This window comes from Mesorhizobium sp. AA23 (assembly GCF_001672435.1).
Lineage (GTDB): Bacteria > Pseudomonadota > Alphaproteobacteria > Rhizobiales > Rhizobiaceae > Mesorhizobium.
This window is the reverse complement of sequence record NZ_LYTP01000023.1, coordinates 583,738-601,121: the sequence shown is the minus strand read 5'-3', so window position 1 is coordinate 601,121 and position 17,384 is coordinate 583,738. Positions and strand designations below refer to the sequence as shown.

General features: G+C 64.3%; 18 protein-coding genes. 6 read left to right on the top strand and 12 right to left on the bottom strand.

All coding sequences use genetic code 11. The annotated features are described in order from the left end of the window. Positions 1-398: 398 nt before the first annotated feature. From A9K66_RS19560 to A9K66_RS19550, 3 genes are all read right to left on the bottom strand, one after another. Entirely contained in the window at positions 399-1,265 is an 867-nt protein-coding gene (locus tag A9K66_RS19560; protein WP_067326822.1) for an NAD(P)-dependent oxidoreductase, read from the bottom strand. A 104-nt stretch (positions 1,266-1,369) separates the two neighbouring features. Continuing rightward, positions 1,370-2,017 carry a helix-turn-helix transcriptional regulator gene (locus A9K66_RS19555; protein WP_067326819.1) on the bottom strand — a complete coding sequence of 216 codons (648 nt, stop codon included), beginning with the start codon at positions 2,015-2,017 and terminating at the stop codon, positions 1,370-1,372. Between the two features lie 7 nt (positions 2,018-2,024). Further along, complete coding sequence (locus tag A9K66_RS19550) at positions 2,025-2,897, bottom strand: S1C family serine protease (protein ID WP_067326816.1); 873 nt, start codon at positions 2,895-2,897, stop codon at positions 2,025-2,027. Positions 2,898-3,068: 171 nt separating this feature from the next. On the opposite strand from A9K66_RS19550, the gene A9K66_RS19545 reads away from it, so the two are divergent. Beyond that, on the top strand, positions 3,069-4,016 hold the full coding sequence (locus A9K66_RS19545; protein WP_067326813.1) for a trypsin-like peptidase domain-containing protein: 948 nt from the start codon (positions 3,069-3,071) through the stop codon (positions 4,014-4,016). A gap of 15 nt (positions 4,017-4,031) precedes the next feature. Here A9K66_RS19545 and A9K66_RS19540 read toward each other — a convergent pair whose 3' ends face one another. Continuing rightward, on the bottom strand, positions 4,032-4,457 hold the full coding sequence (locus tag A9K66_RS19540) for a VOC family protein (RefSeq protein WP_067327168.1): 426 nt from the start codon (positions 4,455-4,457) through the stop codon (positions 4,032-4,034). Between the two features lie 66 nt (positions 4,458-4,523). On the opposite strand from A9K66_RS19540, the gene A9K66_RS19535 reads away from it, so the two are divergent. Beyond that, entirely contained in the window at positions 4,524-5,150 is a 627-nt protein-coding gene (locus tag A9K66_RS19535; RefSeq protein WP_067326810.1) for a TetR/AcrR family transcriptional regulator, read from the top strand. Here A9K66_RS19535 and A9K66_RS19530 read toward each other — a convergent pair. Then, positions 5,092-6,039 carry a LysR family transcriptional regulator gene (locus tag A9K66_RS19530; protein ID WP_067326806.1) on the bottom strand — a complete coding sequence of 316 codons (948 nt, stop codon included), beginning with the start codon at positions 6,037-6,039 and terminating at the stop codon, positions 5,092-5,094. The genes A9K66_RS19535 and A9K66_RS19530 overlap by 59 nt on opposite strands. A gap of 110 nt (positions 6,040-6,149) precedes the next feature. Here A9K66_RS19530 and A9K66_RS19525 point away from each other — a divergent pair, with 110 nt between their 5' ends. The 3 genes from A9K66_RS19525 to A9K66_RS19515 all read left to right on the top strand — a co-directional run bounded on the left by A9K66_RS19525 (position 6,150) and on the right by A9K66_RS19515 (position 8,080). Next, positions 6,150-6,794 carry an FMN-dependent NADH-azoreductase gene (locus A9K66_RS19525; RefSeq protein ID WP_067326803.1) on the top strand — a complete coding sequence of 215 codons (645 nt, stop codon included), beginning with the start codon at positions 6,150-6,152 and terminating at the stop codon, positions 6,792-6,794. 84 nt (positions 6,795-6,878) lie between these two features. Continuing rightward, positions 6,879-7,118: a hypothetical protein gene (locus A9K66_RS19520; RefSeq protein ID WP_067326800.1), complete on the top strand. Its 240-nt coding sequence runs from the start codon at positions 6,879-6,881 to the stop codon at positions 7,116-7,118. Positions 7,119-7,147: 29 nt separating this feature from the next. After that, positions 7,148-8,080, top strand: coding sequence for a 3-keto-5-aminohexanoate cleavage protein (locus A9K66_RS19515; protein ID WP_067326797.1), 933 nt, complete (start codon positions 7,148-7,150; stop codon positions 8,078-8,080). A 31-nt stretch (positions 8,081-8,111) separates the two neighbouring features. On the opposite strand, the gene A9K66_RS19510 is transcribed toward A9K66_RS19515, so the two are convergent. The 7 genes from A9K66_RS19510 to A9K66_RS19480 all read right to left on the bottom strand — a co-directional run bounded on the left by A9K66_RS19510 (position 8,112) and on the right by A9K66_RS19480 (position 15,271). Next, the gene (locus A9K66_RS19510; RefSeq protein ID WP_067326794.1) at positions 8,112-8,405 is read right to left on the bottom strand and encodes an HlyU family transcriptional regulator; all 294 of its coding nucleotides are present in this window, start codon (positions 8,403-8,405) and stop codon (positions 8,112-8,114) included. A 202-nt stretch (positions 8,406-8,607) separates the two neighbouring features. After that, positions 8,608-9,279 carry a PadR family transcriptional regulator gene (locus A9K66_RS19505; RefSeq protein ID WP_067326791.1) on the bottom strand — a complete coding sequence of 224 codons (672 nt, stop codon included), beginning with the start codon at positions 9,277-9,279 and terminating at the stop codon, positions 8,608-8,610. 140 nt (positions 9,280-9,419) lie between these two features. Then, the gene (locus A9K66_RS19500; protein WP_197507491.1) at positions 9,420-9,800 is read right to left on the bottom strand and encodes a DCC1-like thiol-disulfide oxidoreductase family protein; all 381 of its coding nucleotides are present in this window, start codon (positions 9,798-9,800) and stop codon (positions 9,420-9,422) included. A gap of 67 nt (positions 9,801-9,867) precedes the next feature. Beyond that, a complete protein-coding gene (locus tag A9K66_RS19495) occupies positions 9,868-10,161 on the bottom strand; it encodes a GYD domain-containing protein (protein ID WP_066994615.1) in 294 nt (97 codons plus the stop codon). Positions 10,162-10,364: 203 nt separating this feature from the next. Then, positions 10,365-12,395, bottom strand: a complete 2,031-nt coding sequence (rpoD, locus tag A9K66_RS19490) for an RNA polymerase sigma factor RpoD (protein ID WP_066994612.1) — start codon at positions 12,393-12,395, stop codon at positions 10,365-10,367. A gap of 422 nt (positions 12,396-12,817) precedes the next feature. Continuing rightward, complete coding sequence (gene dnaG, locus A9K66_RS19485) at positions 12,818-14,770, bottom strand: DNA primase (protein ID WP_067326789.1); 1,953 nt, start codon at positions 14,768-14,770, stop codon at positions 12,818-12,820. A gap of 138 nt (positions 14,771-14,908) precedes the next feature. Continuing rightward, on the bottom strand, positions 14,909-15,271 hold the full coding sequence (locus A9K66_RS19480; protein WP_066994606.1) for an RcnB family protein: 363 nt from the start codon (positions 15,269-15,271) through the stop codon (positions 14,909-14,911). A gap of 362 nt (positions 15,272-15,633) precedes the next feature. Between A9K66_RS19480 and A9K66_RS19475 the strand changes: the two genes are divergently transcribed. Beyond that, entirely contained in the window at positions 15,634-17,298 is a 1,665-nt protein-coding gene (locus A9K66_RS19475) for a Na/Pi cotransporter family protein (protein ID WP_067326785.1), read from the top strand. Positions 17,299-17,384: the final 86 nt, after the last annotated feature.

Sequence of the window (17,384 nt, the reverse complement as noted above, 5' to 3'; positions counted from 1 at the left end):
CGGAATCGGCGCGACAAGATTGGGCCCGTCCGGATCCGGACGGGCCCTTTCTCTTGGAATTCAAGAAGAATTGTCCCGCTCATCCCGCCGTGCTCATTGAATCGCCGCATTGCGGCACCCAGATTCCAGTCAGGGCGTTCCCTGCCCTGTCCCGACTCCAGCGGGACACATGAGCCCCGCCGGCGCCCCTCTCCGGCGGGGCTTTATCTTGAAAATAAGTCCACCTGCCCGAGATACGGCCGAACCCCACAGAGCAATTCCAGGAGAGTGCGCAGCGGTTTTCGGAATTGCGTAGATCAGGGCGAAACCGCCCGGAACATCTCAGGAAGCGTCTCGAACTCGCGTCGAATCCGTCGAAAGGCAGGAAGGGCGCCGCGGAATGAGGCGGCCGCGGACTGTCAGTAGATCCTTCTGACCTTCGTCGGCGAGTTGGCGAACACCTCGTCCGGCACGAAGAAATCGCCGGCTAGCTGATCCGCCGAGCCTGGCGCATAGGCCGAAAAGTCCGTGACGCCCTCGGCCCGCAGCACCTCTTCGTCGATGTAGAAATTGCCGGTCGCCTCGCGCGCCGGCCGCAGGAAGATCGCGCACGCGGCATCGGCCATGATGTCGGGCGAGCGGCTCATCGCAGCCACCGTGGCGCCACCCAGGAGATTGCGCACGGCGGCCGTGTCGATGGTCGAGATCGGCCACAACGAATTGACGGCGATGCCGTCTTTGGCGAACTCGGCGCTCATGCCGAGCGTGCACATGGACATGCCGAACTTGGCCATCGTGTAGGCGACGTGGTTCTTGAACCACTTGGCCTTCATGTCGAGCGGCGGCGCCAGATTCAGGATGTGAGGATTCTTTGCCAACTTCAGGTGTGGAATGCACATTTTGGACACCAGGAACGTGCCGCGCGTGTTGATCTGGTGCATCAGATCGTAGCGCCTCATGTCGGTCTCCAGCGTGCCGGTAAGCTGGATGGCGCTGGCATTGTTGACGCAGATGTCGATGCCGCCGAACCGCTCGACGGTTTTTGCCACCGCCTCGCCGACCTGAGCCTCGTCGCGGATGTCGCAAAGCACCGGCAGCGCCTTGCCGCCGGCCTGCTCGATTTCTTCGGCCGCGCTGTAGATCGTGCCCGGCAGCTTCGGATGCGGCTCGGCGGTTTTGGCTGCAATCGTTATATTGGCGCCGTCGCGCGCCGCGCGCAGCGCGATCGCCAACCCAATCCCGCGCGATCCGCCCGAGATGAATAGCGTCTTTCCCTTGAGCGACATGTCTCGGCTCCCTCTGCAACAGTGAGGCAACTTGCGCGGCGGGCAGCCGTGGCGCAAGGCCCAACGCACCGGTCGGAGGTTACGCAGCGTCGTGCTGAAAGGGTCTAGACCAGCACCAGCCCTTGCCGCATGGCGATGGCGATCGCATCGGTGCGGTTGGCGGCGCCGAGCTTGATCAGGATCGCGGCGACGTGGAATTTCGCCGTGTGGACGGAGATGTTGAGCCGCCGGGCGATTACCTTGTTGGGCGCGCCTTCCGCCAGCAGCGCGAGCACTTCAGCTTCGCGCGGCGACAACGCCGCGCGGGGCTGGTTGTCGTCGGGCGTCTCGTCCTCGGACACCCCCGCGTGGAACTCGCCATGTGCACCAAGATCGGACGGTCCTGCCCGGCCGATGCGATAGCCGGACGCCGCCAAGCGCAAGGCGGCGGCAATCAGCAGGCCGTCGGCGGAGGCCGGCAGCGTCGCAAACACATTGCCGCCCGGCCTTTCATGGCCGGCGCGACGCGACAGCAGCACACATGGCGTTGCCGGGCTCACGGCCCGGCTTTCCGAAGCAGCCTCATCGACCAAGGCGACATCCGCCGTTTGACCCATGCCGCTCCCGGCGAGGATCGGCAGCAGGTCCTCGCTCGCCGCAAGCGCATCGACCAGTTGCTCGGCGCGGGCCGCGTCGCCGAGCGCGATCAGCACCGTCAGCCGGGTGCTTGCCGGCTCCGGTCGAGCAATCGTTTGTATCGCGCTGCTTGCCATCGGCCTCTCAGCTCAACGGCTTTTCGCCGATGGTGATCGAAACATCGCGCTCAGCGCCGCCGCTCAAGATACCGAGCGTCACGGTGGTGCCGGCGCTGTCCGGCCCGAGCTTGCGGATCAGCTCGCGCGGCCCATGCACGGCCTCGCCATTCCAGGTGACGATGATGTCGCCGACATGCAGGCCGGCGGCTTTCGCCGGGCCGCTGTCGTCGAGGCTCATCACCATGGCGCCGTGGGTGTCGCTGTTGCGGATCGGGTGCAGCCCGGCACCGAGATAGCCGCGCGCGACATGTCCCTTCTCGCGCAGCGTCGCAACCGCCCGCTCGATCGTCTCGTAAGGCATGACCAGCGCCCGCCGGCGCGGCCCGAACAAGAGCATGCCGATCAGGCCGCCCTTGGCATCGAGCACCGGACCGCCCTCGAAGCGGCCGCCGGCGTTGATGGCCAGATTGATGCGCCGTTCGATCGCGCCGCCGCGCATCGAGCGCCAGGCGGGCCCGACCTCGCCGACCGTGCCAAAGACCGCAAGTGCTGCCCCTTCGCTATTGCCGACGGCGATCGCCACGTTGCCGGGGCGCACGGCAGCGGCCTCAGCCAGTTGCGGCAGACCGGCGGCGGAAGCCGGCTTCAGCAGGGCAACGCCCGTCGAAGGATCTCGGCCGGCAAGCTCGGCCTTCACAGTTTCGCCCGAGGCCAGCGTCAGTTCGATCTCCTCTCCGGCTTCGACCGCTTCCTCCGCGGTAACAAAGAAGCCGTCGCGCCAGTGGAAGGCGCTCGCGGTGCGGTGGTGATGCGTAGCGAAGCTTGCCAGCGCCGGCGCGGCGGCCGCCGCGACATCGGCAACGGCATCGGAAAAGGCACTAAGGTTGAAGTTGCTCATATCGATGGTCTCCTGGGTTCTGTGACCCAGATATCGCTCCGTGGTCCCGCCGCGAATACTCGCCTGACGGCTAGTCGAGTGCCTGACTGGCCATGTGGTCAGGTCGCGGCAATTGCTGCCGCTCCGCACATATAGGCATCGTTTGCGCCAGATCACACGGGAGCCCCACCCATGGCCTTCGCCGTCGAAAAACTCCAATCCGATGACGCCTTGCTCGACGCCTACTCGGCGACGGTCGCTGACGCCGTCGATCGAATCGGACCGGCCGTGTGCCGCATCGAGCGCATTGGTGCCGGCGGCCATGGCTCGGGCTTCGTGATCGCTCAGGACGGGCTGGTCGTCACCAATTTCCACGTCGTCGACGACGCCCGCGACGTTCGCGTCACGATGCCGGATGGCGCTTCGCGCGAGGGGCGCGTGCTTGGCCGCGATCCCGACACCGACATTGCGCTGGTTCGCGCCGACGGCAGCTTCGCCGACATCGCCCCGCTCGGCGATTCCAAGCGCCTCAGGCGCGGCCAGATCGCGATCGCCATCGGCAATCCGCTCGGCTTCGAATGGACCGTCACCGCCGGCGTCGTCTCGGCGCTCGGCCGCTCGATGCGCGCCTCGACCGGCAGGCTGATCGACGACGTCATTCAGACGGACGCCGCGCTCAACCCCGGCAATTCCGGCGGACCGCTGGTGTCGTCGGCTGGCGAAGTCGTCGGTGTCAACACCGCCATGATCCACGGCGCGCAAGGCATTGCCTTCGCGGTCGCCTCCAACACCGCCAATTTCGTCATTTCCGAGATCATCCGCTTCGGCCGCGTGCGCCGCGCCTTCATCGGCGTCTCTGCCGATACGACCAACCTGCCGCGCCGTGCCGCACTTCTCTCGCAGGTCACGACCAACACGGCCGTGCGCCTGCGCAGTGTCGAGAAGAACGGCCCCGCCGCGAGGGCTGGCCTGAAGGAAGGCGACATCATCGCCGCTCTCGACGGCCGACCGGTCACCGGCGTCGATGATCTCGTGCGCATGCTCGACGCCGACCGCATCGGTCGCGAGACGCTCTGCACCGTCGTGCGCCGCACCGGCGTCAGCCAGGTCGCCGTGACGCCGGTGGCGCGGACGAACTGAGACCCGCTGTCCGGCCTAGCTCCCGGCCGCACCTTTGGCGTATTGCGCCAGGAATTCTTCGCTCGGCGCAATAGGCTTGATCACGTCGATCAGCACGCCGTTGGGGTCCTTGGTGATGAAATGGCGCTGGCCGAAGGGCTCGTCGCGCAAGGTGCGCAGGATCGGCAGGCCTGCGGCCACGATGCGCTCATAGACGGCGTCGGGATCGCGGACCTCGAAATTGATCAGCAGGCCGGACGTGCGTCCCCGGCCCTCCTCAGGGATCGTCTCATGGTCCCCGTCGACGATGCCGAGATTGACGCGGCGATCCTCGGCCGACTGCAGATGGACGTACCAGTCGGTGTCGAACAGCGCCTTGAAGCGGAAATGCTCGACATAAAAGGCCGCCGTGGCGGCGACGTCGCCGGTCATCAGCACCGGATAATAGCTGGTCGTCTTCATCTTTCTTTCTCCTGCCATCCAACATACAGTCTGTATGTAAGTGCAATTAACATACAGGCTGTATGTATGCAACCAGAGTCTGGACGCCGCTCCAACCGCGACCGCACCGAGGCAACGCGCGCCGATCTGATCCGCGCGGCGCGAAAATTGTTCACGGAAAAATCCTATGCGGAGACGGGCACGCCGGAGATCGTGGCCGCCGCCGGCGTGACGCGTGGGGCGCTCTATCATCATTTTGCCGACAAGCAGGCGTTGCTCGCCGCGGTCGTCGAACAGGAGGCAGCGACCGTCGCAGCGGAGATCGACCGCGCCTCGCCCGCCTCGCTCTCGGCCCGCGATGCCTTGATCTCCGGCTCCGACGCCTATCTCGCCGCGATGCGCGCGCCCGGCCGCACGCGGCTTTTGCTGCTCGATGGGCCGGCCGTGCTTGGCCGCGCGGCGATGGACGAGATCGACAATCGCCACGGCAACCGCTCGCTGCGCGAAGGCCTGATCGCAGCCATGCGCGCGCGCTCGATGGTCAAGCTGCCGGCCGAGGCGCTGACCGCGGTGCTGGCCGCCGCCTTCGATCGCGCAGCTTTGGCCATCGAGGCCGGCGCATCGGCCGAGGAGTATCGCGCCGTGCTGATGGCGCTCATGGACGGCTTGTCTCCGGCTCCTCCTCCGTCCAAACGCCCGGTTCCAGCTCGTTGAAGCAGCCGAGCTGCCGCTTGAACTCGTCGATGAGCCACGAAGCCGCCGGCTTGGGGCTCCGGTCGTTGCGGTGCATCGCGTACATCGGCGCACGCACCTCGCGATAAGGCTCGAGATCGAGCTCGACCAGCCGCCCGCTGGCGATGTCGTCGGCAATCAGCCAGCGCGGCAGCCCGCCCCAGCCGAGACCCTCACGCATCAGGGCGTGCTTGGTTCGCACGTCCGTCAGCCGCCAGGTGCGATAGGCAAACACGCCATAGTCGCGGCCCCGCGTCCGCTCCGACTGGTCGGAGACGACAAGCTGGATGTGGTCGCGCAGATCTTCGATCGCAATTGGCTTCGGCAGTTTGGCCAGCGGGTGGTCGGGTGCGGCAGCCGGCACCAGCGAGATGAAGCCGATGCGCAGCAGATTGACGTCCGCATCGCCTTGCAGGCCGCCAAAGCCGAGGTCCGACTGGCCGTTGACGACCTGATCGACGATCAGGCCGAGCGAACCGATATAGAGGCGCAGCATCACCGCCGGGAACTGGGCCTCGAAGGCCTTGAGCACCCGCACGAGCGCCGGCGAAGGCAGCGCCACGTCGACCGACAGGTTTACTTCCGCCTCCAGCCCTTGCCTGTAGCCGTCGGCGCGCGAGCGGATGCGCTGCAGCACGCCGATCATGCGCCGCGCGTCCTCCAGCATGGCCTTGCCGACATCGGTCAGTTGCGGCTCGCGCAGGCCTTCGCGCTCGAACAGCTTCAGGCCCAGTTGCGCTTCGAGATTGGCGATGCCGTAGCTCACCACCGATTGCGCCCTGTTTAGCTTGCGCCCCGCGGCTGAGAAGCTGCCGGTGTCGGCCACCGCCACCAGGATCTGCAATTGGTCGAGCGTCGGATTTGGCTGCATGAGCAATCCATATTCTCGATGGGTACCATGCAAATTATACCAGTTTTCCGGATAGAGCCGCAACCCCATATGGCTCGGGCAAGTTCAATCCAACCAAAGGGGACACCGCCATGTCCATACTGCTTGTTACCTCCAGCCCGCGCGGCGCCGCCTCGCACTCGACCCGCGTCGCCACCGATCTTGCTCAGAAGCTGGCCGCCGCCGATCCGTCCAACACACTTGTCGTGCGCGACTTGGTCGCCGATCCGCTGCCGCATATCGATCCCGACTACGCCACCGGCATCTATACCCCCGCCGAGGCGCGCAGCCCGCGTCAGGCCGAGGTGGTCGGCGTGTCCGACGCGGTGCTCGACGAGCTGTTCGCGGCCGACACGATTATCCTCGCCACCGGTTTCATCAACTTCAACATTTCCTCGACGTTGAAGTCGTGGATCGACCACGTCGCACGCTCGGGCAGGACTTTTGCTTATGGTGAGAATGGCCCGAAGGGCCTGGTCGCCGGCAAGAAGGTCTATATCGTGCTTGCTTCGGGCGGCATCTATTCCGAGGGTGCCGCGGTGCAGATGGATCACGCCATCCCCTACCTGCGCGGCGTGCTTGCCTTCCTGGGCATGACGGACGTCGAAGTGATCCGCGTCGAAGGCGTCGGCATGGGCGCCGACGCGGTCACCGCCGCGCTTGCCAAGGCCACCGCCAAGGTGGATGCGATCGCGGCCGCGGCTGCTAACGCGGACGGGATCGCCGTGGCCGCGTAATCATTGCCCTGAGAACGGAAAAACCCTGAGAATGAAAAGGCGGGCGCCGATCGGCGCCTGCCTTTTTTGCATGTTCGTCGAGCCGTGCCGATCTGGAACGACTGTTTCTTCCCGCTGGTGCTGATCACCTCCGGCAATTTGAGGAAACTGCCGCCGGGGCTGACGGTGTTCGTCGGCGAAATTCACCGCCGACTAGCTGTTCACCGGGCTGACACTGGCGGCGCTGCCGATTACCCTGTTCTATATCGTGCCGTCGAGCGGTTCATTGCCGGCATCGCCCAAGCGGTCGAACAGGACGCGGTCGAACAGGGCGCGTTCGGATAGCGAAGAGATCAGGATCAGGGCATCAAAAAGTGGCAAGCCAGAACAAGATCATCATCACCTGCGCGGTCACAGGCTCGATCCACACGCCGTCAATGTCGCCGCACTTGCCGGTGACGGCCGAGGAGATCGCGACCGCCGCTATCGAGGCGGCCGAGGCGGGTGCCGCGATCGTCCACCTTCATGCCCGCAATCCGGTCGACGGACGCCCCGACCAGTCGACCGAGGCGTTCGCCCCTTTCCTGCAGGTCATCAAGCAGCGCTCCAACTGCGTCGTCAACATCACCACCGGTGGTGCGGCGACGATGAGCGTGGAGGAACGCGTCAGGCCCGCGAAAGTCTTCGCGCCCGAGGTCGCCTCGCTCAACATGGGCTCGATGAACTTCGCGCTGTTTCCGATGCTGGAGCGCTTCAAGACGTTCGAGCATGAGTGGGAGCGGCCCTATCTCGAATCGTCGCGCGACCGGATCTTCCGCAACACTTTCGGCGATATCGAGCACATATTGCGCACCTGCGCCGACAACGGCACGCGCTTCGAGATCGAGTGCTACGACATCGGCCATCTCTATACCCTGGCGCATTTCGTCGAGCGCGGGCTGGTGAAGGCACCGTTCTTCGTCCAGAGCGTGTTCGGCATCCTCGGCGGAATCGGCACGCATCCGGAGGACGTCGCCCATATGAAGCGCACGGCCGATCGGCTGTTCGGCAACGAATATCACTGGTCGGTGCTGGGCGCCGGCCGCCACCAACTGCCGATCGCCACGCAGGCGATCGCGCTGGGCGGCAATGTGCGGGTTGGCCTGGAGGACTCGTTATGGATCGGCAAGGGCAAGCTTGCCCGCTCGAGCGCCGAACAAGTAACGAAGGTCCGCCAGATCATCGAGGGCCTCGGCGCCTCGATCGCCACGCCCGACGAGGCGCGGCAGATCCTGCAGCTGAAGGGCGGCGACAAAGTCGCGTTCTGATCCCGGCAAAAAAAGAACCCTGCGGCAACGGCTATCCAAACATCCGCTCGCCCTGCTCGTCGACGAGCTGGATGCCCTTCTTGATCGAGATGTCGACCGCATCGTCCAGCCCGGCGAAACGGTCGGCGCGGATGAAGCGGTGCTCCTTCATCACGCCGTCCACTTCCTTGGAGACGACGCCGCAGGTCTGGTACTGGCCGTCCGCCTTGTAGGGCGTGGCGCTGATCAGGAAGCCCTTGTGCTCGACCTGCTTTGCCGGCTTCGCGGCTCCGGTGTCCGTCGCCTCACCACCGCCGCCGCCGAAAAGACGTTTCAGAAAAGACATAGCGCATCCTCCAACGGCAAATCGTCCTGCATCACATAGCGTGCCGCAGGACGATTTTCACTACAGCATGAACCCGAAAACTGTGCAGCGGTTTTCGGGAAGATCATGCTCACACAAAGATAAACGGGGATGACTTTTGGAAGTCATCCCGCTTTGACGGTCATCGGTCGAGCCAGCAATAGCCCGTTCAGTGCCGGGCGACTCAGCGACGTGAGAGGGCCTCGAGCGCTGCGGCGGCGTCTTCCAGAATGCTGATCGCCTCGGCCTGCTTGTCCTCCGGCGCATCGAGGATATCGCTGAGCGCGGCGCGTAGGCGGTGGCGCAGTGCGCGGAACCGGTCGCGCTTTTCGTGACGGCCGCGCCGGCCGACGTCCTCGCCCTCGTCGTTCCAGCCAAACCAGTCGCGCGCCTTGGCCATCTTGCGGCCGAACCGCTCGAGATGGTCGAGCACGTGATCGATCATCTCGCGATTTTGCTCGAGATGCGCCCTGCCCGCCTCGGTGATCGAGAACACCTTCTTGTTGCCTTCGCTTGACGAGACGGCATAGCCGGCCTCTTCGAGAAAGGTCAGCGTCGGATAGACCACGCCCGGGCTCGGGCTGTAGATGCCGCTGGTGCGTTCCTCCAGCGCCTTGATGATGTCGTAGCCGTGCCGCGGCGCCTCGGCCAGAAGCGACAGCGTGATCAGCTTGAGATCGCCGTCGGCCAACATGCGGCCGGCGCGGAACATGTCGCCCGGACCGCCGCGGCCGCCGCCGCGCATGCCCTGGCCGAAGGGACCAAAGCCGCCGCCGCGACCACCGAAACGACCGGCCATGTGCATGAATATGCGCTGACCGAAATGGTTGTGCCCGAAGGGATTATGCTTGTGCATGGATCGCTCCTTGAGTTCTATCTTACGATATATCTTAGCTAGGTGGCGGGTGGAGTCAAGATATATCTTACGATGCATCTTGGTTGACGCAAGGCGAACTGCGAGGCGGTCGAATGCGCAGCGATCGCCGCGAAAACAGCCTACCAGCGGCCTTTGCGGCGGTTCCAGGCGTAGAGAAGATCGGCAAACCGATCATAGACAAAGCGCGTCAGCCGCAGCACGGCCGGATTGCCGAACAGGGTGGCGAGCCATCCCTCGCCAGGCGTGAGCCGCCAGACGGCGATCGCCACATCGGCACCGACCAGCAGCTTGCCCTCGGCATCGGTCGCATGCAGCCGCCGGCGGACATCCTCGAGCGAGGCGCCGAAGGCTGAAAGCGCTTGCGGTTCGAAATTGATGTCGCGGAATTCGACGCGGCCGCACTTGACCGCTTCAATCAGCCGCCGTTTCTGGCGGTTGATGCCGGCATCGCAGACCGGGCAGCGTGTGTTGTACCAGACAGTCAGCAACGGCTCAGGCATCGCGCGACTATCGGCGACCGAGCGCGGCACCGCAATATCAGCATCGAGCCGGGCTGTTTCCGGCGCTCTACCCCAGCGAACTGATGATCTCGCGGTAGGCGAATTCCGGAAACGCCTTCATCGTCCGCGTCCTGACATTGCCGCCCGACGACAACATCAGCGCGAAACGGGCAAGCACGGCATCGTCCGGCGCTTCGACAATGGCGACCATGTCGCATTCGCCCATCGTCAGATAGAATGCCTTGAACGATCCGCCCATTTCACCGAGCAGCTTCTTGGCGGCATCGAGCCGCTTCGGCGACTCCCGCACGTTCTTGGCGCCCAATTCGGTCCAGTTGATAAGCACGATGTAGGTTGTCATGGCACACCTCCCACCGGGAGCCACGGAGCGCGACGCCTGGCAGTTGCGACCGGCGTCCGGGGCGGGCATCCGGCTTGTCGCCCACAAATGCATCCGACCCTGAAATTATCCTCCTGTTGAGCAAGCCCGGCAAGGCGGCATAACAAATAGGTGGAAATGAAAAAGGACGCCGAGGCGCCCGTTTTCGTATGTTGCGTTTCCGCTCAGCTGTCCAGGAAGCTTCTCAGCTTCCGCGAGCGGCTCGGGTGCTTGAGCTTGCGCAGCGCCTTGGCCTCGATCTGACGGATACGCTCGCGGGTGACCGAAAACTGCTGGCCGACCTCTTCCAGCGTGTGGTCGGTGTTCATGCCGATGCCGAAGCGCATGCGCAGAACACGCTCCTCGCGCGGGGTGAGCGAAGCCAGCACGCGCGTGGTTGTCTCGCGCAGATTGGCCTGGATCGCCGCGTCGATCGGCAGGATCGCCATCTTGTCCTCGATGAAGTCGCCGAGATGCGAATCCTCCTCGTCGCCGACCGGCGTTTCGAGCGAGATCGGCTCCTTGGCGATCTTCAGCACCTTGCGCACTTTTTCGAGCGGCATTGCGAGCTTCTCTGCCAGCTCTTCCGGCGTCGGCTCGCGGCCGATCTCATGCAGCATCTGGCGCGAGGTACGCACGATCTTGTTGATCGTCTCGATCATGTGCACCGGAATGCGGATGGTGCGCGCCTGATCGGCGATCGAGCGGGTGATCGCCTGCCGGATCCACCATGTCGCGTAGGTCGAGAACTTGTAGCCGCGGCGATACTCGAATTTGTCGACTGCCTTCATCAGGCCGATATTGCCTTCCTGGATCAGGTCCAGGAACTGTAGGCCGCGATTGGTGTATTTCTTGGCGATGGAGATGACGAGCCGAAGGTTCGCTTCCACCATTTCCTTCTTGGCGATCGCGGCCTCGCGCTCGCCCTTCTGCACCTGGTTGACGATCCTGCGGAATTCCAAGATCGAGATCGCCGTCTCGGTGGCGAGGTTCTGGATCTCGGCGCGCAGTTCCTTGATCGCGTCCTTCTCGTTCTTTGTGAATTCCTTCCAGCCGCGCGAGGTGAGATTCGCGATCGAGCGGGTCCAGTTCGGATCGAGCTCCGAGCCCTGATACTCCTTGAGGAACTCCTCGCGGCGCACGCCGTAGCTTTCGGCGAGCCGAAGCAGCTTGCCCTCGTTCTGCACCAGGCGCTTGTTGATGTCGTAGAGCTGCTCGACCAGCGCTTCGATGCGCGCGGTGTTGAGCGACAGCGACTTCACCGCCTTGATGAGTTGCTCCTTGAGCTCCTTCAGCCGGCGATCCTGGCTGGGCGAAAGCGTGCCGGCAGCCGCCAGCCGGTTCTCGACCTGCTGGTCCTGCAGCTTGCGAAGCTTCTTGTAAGTGTCGGCGATGACGTCGAGCGTCTCCATCACCTGCGGGCGCAGTTCCGCTTCCATCGCGGCCAGCGACAGGCTTGCCTCGTCCTCGTCGTCTTCCTCTTCTTCCAGCCCGCGCGTGTCGCCGCCGACATTGGTGATGTCGTCTTCTTCCTCGCGCGCCGCCGAGCGGCCGCGCGGCTTCTCTTCGGCCTTGGGCGCTTCCTCGACGCGTTCGACAACCGGCGCCTGCTTGGCCTCGGGGCCGGCATAGGTCGCCTCGAGGTCGATGATCTCGCGCAGCAGGATCTTCGATTCGTTGAGCTCGTCGCGCCAGATGATGATCGCCTGGAAGGTGAGCGGGCTCTCGCACAGGCCCGCAATCATCGTCTCGCGGCCGGCCTCGATGCGCTTGGCGATCGCGATTTCGCCCTCGCGCGACAGAAGCTCGACCGAGCCCATCTCGCGCAGATACATGCGCACCGGATCGTCGGTGCGGTCGGTCGGCTCTTTCTTGGTAGTCGTGGTGGCAACGGCGGTGCCGGTCTGCTCGGCAAGCTCGTTGGCGTCTTCCTCGGAGTCGGCGCCCGCGTCGCCGCCTTCCGCCTCCTCGCCCTGCTCGTCGTCCTCGACGACGTTGATGCCCATGTCGGACAGCATGGCCATCGTGTCCTCGATCTGCTCGGATGTCACTTCCTCCGAGGGCAGCACCGAGTTCAGTTCGTCCATGGTCACATAGCCGCGCTTCTTGGCGGCCTTGATCATCTTCTTGACAGCATCATCGGAAAGGTCGAGCAGCGGGCCATCTGTGGCGCCTTCACGTTCGGTCTCGACCTCTTCCTTTTCCTTTGTCGCCATTCTTTGTCGTCTCCAAGCGGCCGAATACCGAAGCCGCGTAAGCTGCCGGACCAGTCAAACCGGATGCGCTCGCCCCAGAACGCTTCTTACCGGGCCAGTGACCGCATCATCTCTTTTGTTTGCTGCCTGTCGTTGCCCCAAAACCGGTTCCACTTTTGGGCGACATGCATTAAGTCCAGATTAACCCTGGTATCTGTGGCAGGCCTTTTGCCTGTCCAGTCGCCAGAACCTTACATCGCTCAAAATTTCCCACCGACGCCGGGCACGGTTAACGTTTCGAATCGTCCTGATTCCGCCAATCTGCCAGAAGGTCAAGCGCCTCTGGCATGATTCGCATGAAAAAAGCGAATCAATTGCCCGACTTAGAGGCGTCGAATCGACGCGCCTTGAGCATTTCCACTTCATTTCGGGCCGACCTGGGCCTAAGCGCGCCCAGCCCTGCCCGACGAAACGCCGAACCCTTCGATCAGCGCTTCCGTTGCCTGTACATCGTTGAATTGCGCTTGAATCTCGACGAGATGCCGGAAGTTTTCGTCCGACGGGTCTGCATCGAGCGCCGCCTGCGCCTGTTTCAGCTCCCTATGTAAGGTGCGCGCGCTGCGCTGCAAGTGCAGCGCTTGGTTGAAGGCGTCGCGGGCGTCGTCAAGTCCCGCGGTTTCGAGCGCCGGCCACTGCCGCGCCCGCTTGATCAGCGCCACCGCGCGTTCCCAGATGTCGCCGCATCCGGCGCGCTCGATGGTGGCGATGACTGCGTCGCGGTCGTCGGCCGCGTCATGCGCCATCGCGTCGAGGATGGCTGCATGCAGCCGCTTGAGATCCGAATTGGCAAGATCGAGGAATTCGACATGCGCGAAATTCTCGTCGATCAGCGGCGGATGGTTGACCAGCGCCACGATGATCGTCGCCTCGCGTACCGACATGGCCTCGCCCGTGCGCTTGACCAGCGCCGACCGGCCGAGGCTTTCGGTGATGGCGGTGCGCGCGCCCGCAGCGCTCCGGCCAAACGCCCCGCCTGGCGCCGAACCTCTGCCGCGCTCGCCTGGCCGGCCGTCCTGGCGTCCCTCGTGTAGGCCTTGCCGCGCGCCGCGCTGCGAGCCGAAGAAGCTTAGGACGCGCTCGCGCATCTCCTGCTGATAGTGGTAGCGCAGGCTTTCGTCGCGGATGCGGCCGGTAAGCTCGCGCAGCGTCTTCTCGAGCTCCGCCCGCCGCTCCGGCGTGTCGAAGACGCCGCCCGCCGTCTCGCGCATCCACAAAAGGTCGACCAGCGGCCGCGCATCGGCAAGCACGGCGCGGAACGCGTCCGGCCCCTCGGCCTTGACCAGATCGTCCGGATCCTTGCCTTCCGGCAGCAACGCGAAGCGTGCCGAGCGCCCGGCCTGCACCGACGGCAGCGCGAGGTCGGCGGCGCGCCAGGCGGCCTTCAACCCGGCCTGGTCGCCGTCGAAGCACAGCACCGGCTCCGGCGCCATGCGCCACAAAAGCTCGAGCTGGTTTTCGGTGAGCGCCGTGCCGAGAGGCGCCACGGCATTCTCGAAGCCGGCCTGTGCCAGCGCGATCACATCCATATAGCCTTCGACGGCGATCACCGTGCCGCCCTTGGCCACCGCTTTGCGGGCGCGCGCGAAATTGTAGAGCACGTTGCCCTTGTGGAAGAGCTCGGTCTCCGGCGAGTTCATGTATTTCGCCAAAGCGTCCGGCGCCAGCGCCCGACCGCCGAAGGCGATGATCCTGCCGCGCGAATCCGGGATCGGGAACATGATGCGGTCGCGGAACCAGTCATAGGAGACCGGGATGTCGTCGCCATGCCGGACCAGTCCGCAGGCTTCGATATCGGCCTTCGGCACCCCCTTGGCGGCGAGGTATTCCTTGAGCGCGTTGCGGCTGTCCGGCGCATAGCCGAGCCGGAAGGACTGCTGCGTCGCCGGCGTCAGACCGCGGTCGCGCAGATAGGCGCGGGCCTTGGCGCCTTCCGGTCCCTGCAGGCGCTCCTGGAAGAAGACCGTCGCCATCTCCATGACGTCGGTCAGGCTGGCGCGTTCCTTCTCGCGCTTTTCTTCTTGGGCGTCGCGCACCGGCATCGGCACGCCGGCCATCTCTGCGATCCTTCCGACCGCTTCGGGAAAGCTCATGCCGTCGAGTTCGGTCAGGAACTTGAAATGATCACCCGAGACCGAACAGCCGAAACAGTGATAGCGCCCCTTCTTGTCCTCGCAGTGGAACGACGGGCTCTTTTCGCCGTGAAACGGGCAGCACGCCCAATAATCGCCGCGCGATGCGTTGGACTTCTTCCTATCCCAGGAAACGCGTTGACCGATCATCGAAGAAATCGGCACGCGGTCGCGTATCTCGTCGAGGAAGGCGGGTGGAAAGCGCATCGGGAAAGGCTCGTTTACCCTCCATATAATCAAGCCGCTTGGGCGCGACGACTCGATAAGCCCGATCGTACCCGCTTTTCACAGACAAAAAGAAGGCGGCCGCGCGGCCGCCTTCCCGTCTTTCGGACCATTCCCCGCTCAGTGCGCGGCGATCGCGCCGAAGATGATACCGGAGACGATGCTGACCAAAAGGTAGTCGTTGCCGACGCGAATCCACTCCTGGCCGGGGCCGGGACGGCGCAGCCCATAACGGTGCCAGTCGCGAACCGCCTGATGGCGCTTCCAGCTGGAATACTTCTGCCCATTGCGCCAATGGCTGCGCTTCACCACGACCTTCTTCTTCACGACGCGCTTCTCGACATGCCGGCCCGGCTTCTGCCAGTCGACCTGTGTGTAGGTCGATTGCGTCTCGCTCGGCTGAACGAGCGGCGCCGCCTGGCCCGAAAAGGCCGAAGCGGTCAGCATCGCGGCGGTCACGGTGGAAAGTATGAGACGCTTCATGGTCAGTGCTCCTTGGTTGTCGATAGGCAAGGAGATATTCCGGCTGGCATGAACCGAAACTGAACACCTTGGTTACAAATCCGTAATGATTTCCGTTGGTTACGCAAGTAGCTTCACCAATTTACAGAAACCGGTTCAAGCCCAGGCTTCGCGTCGACGCGACATTTGCCGCCTGTCCGACCGCGATCTGCAACCAAAGCACCTTCTATCCATTTCCGACACACGCCGTCGTGTGCCGAATGTCGGCCGAATCGGGTAAAATTTATTATCCGGCTAATGTAAACTGCTTTAGTCTCGACCTTCGAAATGCTTGCGATTCGCACCTTTTTCCGCTTCCTGGCCGCCTCGTTGCGAGGCTCGGCATGAGCGGATCCGTTGTCCTTCTGCACCTTGCCGGCGCAGTGGCGCTGATGCTGTTCGCCACCCGCATGGTAAAAACCGGTGTCGAGCGCGCCTATGGCGATGTGCTGCGTCACAGGCTGCGCGCCACCATGCGCAAGCCGCTGATGGCGGTGCTGGCCGGCTGTGGCCTCGCGATCGCGCTGCAGAGTTCAACCGCCGTCACGCTGCTGGTCGGCTCCTTCGCCGGCGCGGGCATCGTGTCGGGCGCCGCCGGGCAGCTTGCCGTGCGCGGCGCCGAGATCGGCTCGGCCTTGGTCGCGAAGCTTCTTACCTTTGATCTGTCGCTCGTGGTGCCGTTGTGCCTGGTCGCAGGAACCATCATGTTCATGGCCACCGAGCGCCGCGATTGGCGTCAGACCGGCCGCATCCTTGTCGGCATCGGCCTTCTGATCCTGTCGCTGGAGATGATCGGCCAAGCTTCCGAGCCGTTGCGCGACAGCCAGCTCATGCCGGTCATCATCGACTACTTCTCCGGCGATGCGATCAGCTCCTACCTGCTGGCGGCACTGATCACCTGGCTGTTCCAGTCGAGCATCGCGGCGGTCCTGCTCATGGCCACGCTCGCCGGCCGGGGTTTGATCACTCCGGAGCTCGGCGTCGTCCTGATCCTGGGCGTCAATCTCGGTTCCTCGATCATCGCGCCGATGCTCACCCGCTCGGCAGCGGCGGAAGTCCGCATCGTGCCGATCGGCAATCTTCTGATGCGCGGGCTTGGCTCGCTCGTGATGCTGATCCTGTTCATGATTTTCAGGCCGCACTTCTCCTTCCTCGGCACGACGGCCTCCGGCCAGATCGTCAACGCCCACATCCTGTTCAACGTGATCATCCTGCTTGCCGGGCTGCCACTCGCCGGCCTCGTCTATCGCGCTTCGGAGAAGATCGTGGCGCTCGGCACTAAGCCCGAACCGACGGCAGCGCTCGACGTGGTCGAACTGTCGGCGCTGAACGAGAGCGCGCTCGACACGCCAAGCCAGGCCCTGGCCAACGCCACGCGCGAGGTGGTACGGGTCTGCGAGACGGTCGAGATCATGCTGAAGCGGATCATCGAGCTCTATGAAAGCGCCGACGCCGGCAAGATCAAGGCGCTGGCCGCGCTCGACGACCGGGTCGACCAGAAGCACGCCGCGATCAAGCTCTATCTGGCCAAGGTCACCAAGAACCCCCTGAGTGAGGACGAGGCGCTGCGCTGCCAGGAACTGATCGGCGCCTGCGTCAAGCTGGAGCAGGTCGGCGACATCATCGTGCGCAACATGCTTGTGCATGTCAGGAAGAAGCTGGAGCGCGGGCTGGAATTCACGCCCGAGGGCTGGCGCGAGCTTTGCGCTTTCCATGCCTCGGTTCTGGCCAATGCGCGGCTTGCCTTCAACGTGCTGGTCTCGCGCGACCCGGAAACCGCCCGCCAGTTGGTGCTCGAGAAGGACCTGCTGCGCGAGCGCGAGAAAGAGACCAGCGCCAGCCACTTCGTGCGGCTGCGCGACGGGACCGCGAAAAGCGTCGAGACCAGTTCGATCCATCTCGACACCATCCGCGACCTCAAGCAGATCAATTCGCTGCTCGCCTCCATGGCCTACCCGGTGCTGGAGGAGCGCGGGCTGCTCGGCGGCTCGCGGCTGAAGGCGAGCTAGCATCGACCGACCGGCCCGCACAAAATTAGCCTTTGCTGATCCTCGCCGTCGGCTAGGTGACGGTGAGATTGACAGACGGCTCGGAC